The organism is Bradyrhizobium sp. P2_E8, assembly GCF_056403875.1.
The window spans coordinates 1-3,508 of record NZ_JBFUES010000806.1 but is presented as its reverse complement, the minus strand read 5'-3'; the positions used below and the strand labels follow the sequence as shown (position 1 = coordinate 3,508).

Genomic DNA, 3,508 nt, shown 5'->3' with positions numbered 1-3,508 from the left:
GCCTTCGCGACATGCGTCTGAACATCCGGATGGTTTTCCAGGATCCCTATGCATCGCTCAATCCGCGGCGCACGATCGGAGATTCGGTCGCGGAGGCTGGCGATATCAATGGTTTCTTCACCAGTCGCGCCGGGCGCAGCGCGGCGATCGCCGCCACACTGACGGCGGTCGGCCTGGATCCGTCTTTCGCCGCGCGCTATCCGTACGAACTGAGCGGCGGGCAGCGGCAACGGGCCGGCATCGCACGAACAATTCTTCCCTCACCGTCCATTGTGATCGCCGACGAGCCGGTCTCGGCCCTGGACGTGTCCGTGCAGGCCCAAGTGCTCAATCTGATGATGGACCTGCGTGAGCAGCTGGGGCTGTCGATGCTGTTCATCTCCCACGACCTCGGCGTCATTGGGCAAATCAGCAATCGCGTTGCCGTGATGTACATGGGTCGGATCGTGGAGCAGGCCGCAACGCGGACAGTTTTGGATGATCCGCGCCACCCCTATACACGTTCGCTGGTGGCGGCAATTCCGAAGCCGGACCCATCCAAGCGGATTCTCGGTGCGATCGAAACGGGTGAACCGCCAAGCCTCTTCAAGCGGCCACGCGGCTGCGCCTACGCCCCACGTTGCCCGATAGCCAGCGATCGCTGCCAGGTCGAAGTTCCTGAGCTTCGGTCTGCCGGCACGGACGGCAGAGCCATTGCCTGCCACAACGTGTAGCCGGCGAGCACATCAAGCATACCGTCGCTGGCCCAGGATGGGCCAACCGTACGGTGGCAGCCTAAGCTCTGTCCTCACGCCCGCCCTGCACACCGCGTCTGATCCAGCAAGCCTGTCGACGCGAGCGTCGATGGTGCGTACGATCACCGCGTCGGCCAGGTGCCGACCATGCGGGTCTCTCGCCTCCAGACCGCTTCACGCATGGTGCGCCGAACCGAACCAAACACTCGGCAGTGTGTGTTATAGTCGACGGCAATGTGGAGGAGCGGCGGGCATGCTATCTTTTCTTGCATTCATCGGGGTGTCGATAATCGTCATCATCACGCCGGGGCCCGACACGGCCACAACAATCCGCAGCGCCCTTCTAGCCGGGCGGACTGGCGGGATTTGGACGGCGGCGGGCATAGCAGTTGGGCAGACAATCTGGGCCCTGGCGACCAGCGTCGGCCTTGCTGCTCTCGTGGTGGCCTCGGCGCCACTATTTATTGCGATCAAGTATTTGGGCGCCGCTTATCTTATCTATCTGGGCATCTCCGCGTTACGCGAAGCTCTTTGGCCGGGGGAACAAGGTTCGGGGATCTCGGTGGAAAGCCACTCGCATAGCCGCGTTAGCCCTTCGATGGCTTTCAGGCAGGGGCTCATCAGCGATCTCGGCAATCCTAAGATGGCTGTTTTCTTCACCAGCCTGCTTCCCCAGTTCGCACCGATAGGCGGTTCGACCTTCGCCACACTGCTCGCTCTTGGAATTGTCTTTGCAGGTATGACCTTTCTCTGGCTCGCGGTTTATGCCGCAGCTATCCACAAGATGCGGAATGCACTTCAAGGCCCCACAATGCGTCGCCTCGTAGAAGGCATGACCGGAATGGTCCTGATTGCTTTGGGTTTGCGCATCGCCACCGAGCAGCGGTAGAGGGTACGAGGACGCCTGCTCATAAGTCTTCGTCGATGTCCGGCTCGCCCCGACGCCGACCGCCGTCCTCTTCCGCCCCGTGGTGGTCCGGCCGGTGCGATCGTGGCCGAAGTCGTTTTCGATGGACAGCGTGTTGCTTCGTATATCGACCGGCTACCTATCTTTGAAGGTCGGCTCGGTACATCCGCCGCAAACCCAGGGGAAGGTCCAATCAGCGGTGCGCTTTGCGCTCTCGGGAAGGTACCTGCTCCAAACCGAAGCCTTGATCGGGTTGATTGACTGCCAGACCACATCGAAGCTTCCTGAAGCCTGGAGCTTGCCGATCATGGCTGGCTTGGAGAGATGATGATTGGTGTTCATCACCACTTCAAAGCCGCTTGGCGCATTGACTCGCTGGCCGTACATGGCTTGCCTGACGGCATTGACATCAGCCGTGCCTGCTTGACTGACAGCCTGAGTCCACATCCTGAAGCCAAGGAAGGTCGCTTCCATCTGATCATTGGTGGTGGTGTCCCGCTGTTCGTTGAAATCCGCCCACATTTTCACGAACACGTCGTTTTCCGGCGACTTGACGGACTGAAAGTAGTTTCGCGCAGCCAGGTGCCCGGCAAGTCCGCCGAGATCCAGGCCACGCAACTCCCGCTCGCTGACGGTGAGAGTCATAAATGGCGTTTTGCTCGTATCGATCTGTTGCTTCACCAGCTCGGCGTACAGTTGAACGTTTGATTCACCGATGACGGTTGAGATCACTGCCGTCTTCTTTCCTCCGGAGGCATAGGCCTTCACGCTCTGAACGATCTCGCGCCAGTCGGATTGGTCCGGCGATGCGTAGATCGCCGTAATGTCCTCTGCAGACACACCCTCGGTCGCGAGATAGACGCTCATAATCTCGTTGGTCTTGCGCGGATAGAGATAGTCGGTTCCGAGCAAGACCCATCGGCGAACATTGCCACCCTCCTTGCTCATCAGGTAGCGGATCGCCGGTATCGCCTGCTGGCTCGGCGTGGCGCCCAGGTAGAAAACGTTGCGAGAACTTTCTTCGCCTTCGGATTGAACGGGATAGTAGAGCAAGCCGTTCATTTGCTCGAAAATGGGAATTGCCGCTTTTCGGGAAAGAGACGTCCAGCCGCCAAAGACCACCGCGACCTTGTCCTGGGTCAACAACACGCCGGCCTTTTCGGCAAAGGTGTTCCAATCGGACGCGGGGTCAGCAACGACCGGCTCGAGTCGCTTTCCAAGCAGCCCTCCCTTCCTGTTCTGGTCCGCAATCAGCATCAGGACCGTGTCTTTGAGGACGGACTCGCTAATCGCCAAATTGCCGGACAGTGAGTGCAGGATACCGACCTTGATCGTGTCTTGGGCGGCGTGAACGAATGAACCGGCAAGGCTCAGCCAGAGCGCCAGCAGCGTCGACAGAATGCCGCAAGACAGCGGTGACTTACTCATGTCGATGCCCCGACGAGTTCGAAAATACGAGTTTCGCGTGTCATGCCCTTGGCAACGACGGCATCAAGAGCCCTGAACTTGAAGAGACTTTCGACCCGGGAGTACACATCCTCACTAACCAGGATCGTTGTCCGGGTATCCTTGTTCAGGCCTTCAAGGCGGGCAGCGAGATTGACGGTATTACCGAGCGCCGTGTAGTTCATGCGCTCGCTGGATCCGAGGTTACCCACCACCGCTTCGCCGACATGAATGCCGAATCTTGTGATGAAAGGCTTCAGTCCATCGGCCTCGAACTCGACGTTGAGCCGCTCGCCGGCGGCCTTCGCTGCCAGCACCGCCCGGCAAGCACGGGCGACGTGATCCGCCTGCGGGTTCGGCGCGTTCCAGAAAACCATCACCGCGTCGCCGATGAATTTGTCGACCGTGCCCCCTTCAGCGA

Annotated in this window: 4 protein-coding genes; 2 read left to right on the top strand and 2 right to left on the bottom strand. The window is 59.8% G+C overall.

All coding sequences use genetic code 11. The features are described from left to right. Both AC1D00_RS32180 and AC1D00_RS32175 read left to right on the top strand, forming a co-directional pair. On the top strand, window positions 1-713 hold a 713-nt coding region (locus AC1D00_RS32180; RefSeq protein WP_477013436.1), incomplete at its 5' end, for an oligopeptide/dipeptide ABC transporter ATP-binding protein. Window positions 714-987: 274 nt separating this feature from the next. Then, window positions 988-1,623: a LysE family translocator gene (locus AC1D00_RS32175; RefSeq protein ID WP_477013435.1), complete on the top strand. Its 636-nt coding sequence runs from the start codon at window positions 988-990 to the stop codon at window positions 1,621-1,623. Between the two features lie 153 nt (window positions 1,624-1,776). Here AC1D00_RS32175 and AC1D00_RS32170 read toward each other — a convergent pair whose 3' ends face one another. Next, complete coding sequence (locus AC1D00_RS32170; RefSeq protein ID WP_477013434.1) at window positions 1,777-3,069, bottom strand: ABC transporter substrate-binding protein; 1,293 nt, start codon at window positions 3,067-3,069, stop codon at window positions 1,777-1,779. Beyond that, window positions 3,066-3,508 (bottom strand): adenylate/guanylate cyclase domain-containing protein (locus AC1D00_RS32165; RefSeq protein WP_477013433.1); only part of this gene is annotated, 443 nt, incomplete at its 5' end. The genes AC1D00_RS32165 and AC1D00_RS32170, both read right to left, overlap by 4 nt.

What these genes read in the sequence shown, in the direction of transcription:
- AC1D00_RS32175 (WP_477013435.1), top strand. Translation starts at nt 988, where the DNA reads ATGCTATCTTTTCTTGCATTCATCGGGGTGTCGATAATCGTCATCATC.
- AC1D00_RS32170 (WP_477013434.1), bottom strand. Translation starts at nt 3,069, where the DNA reads ATGAGTAAGTCACCGCTGTCTTGCGGCATTCTGTCGACGCTGCTGGCG.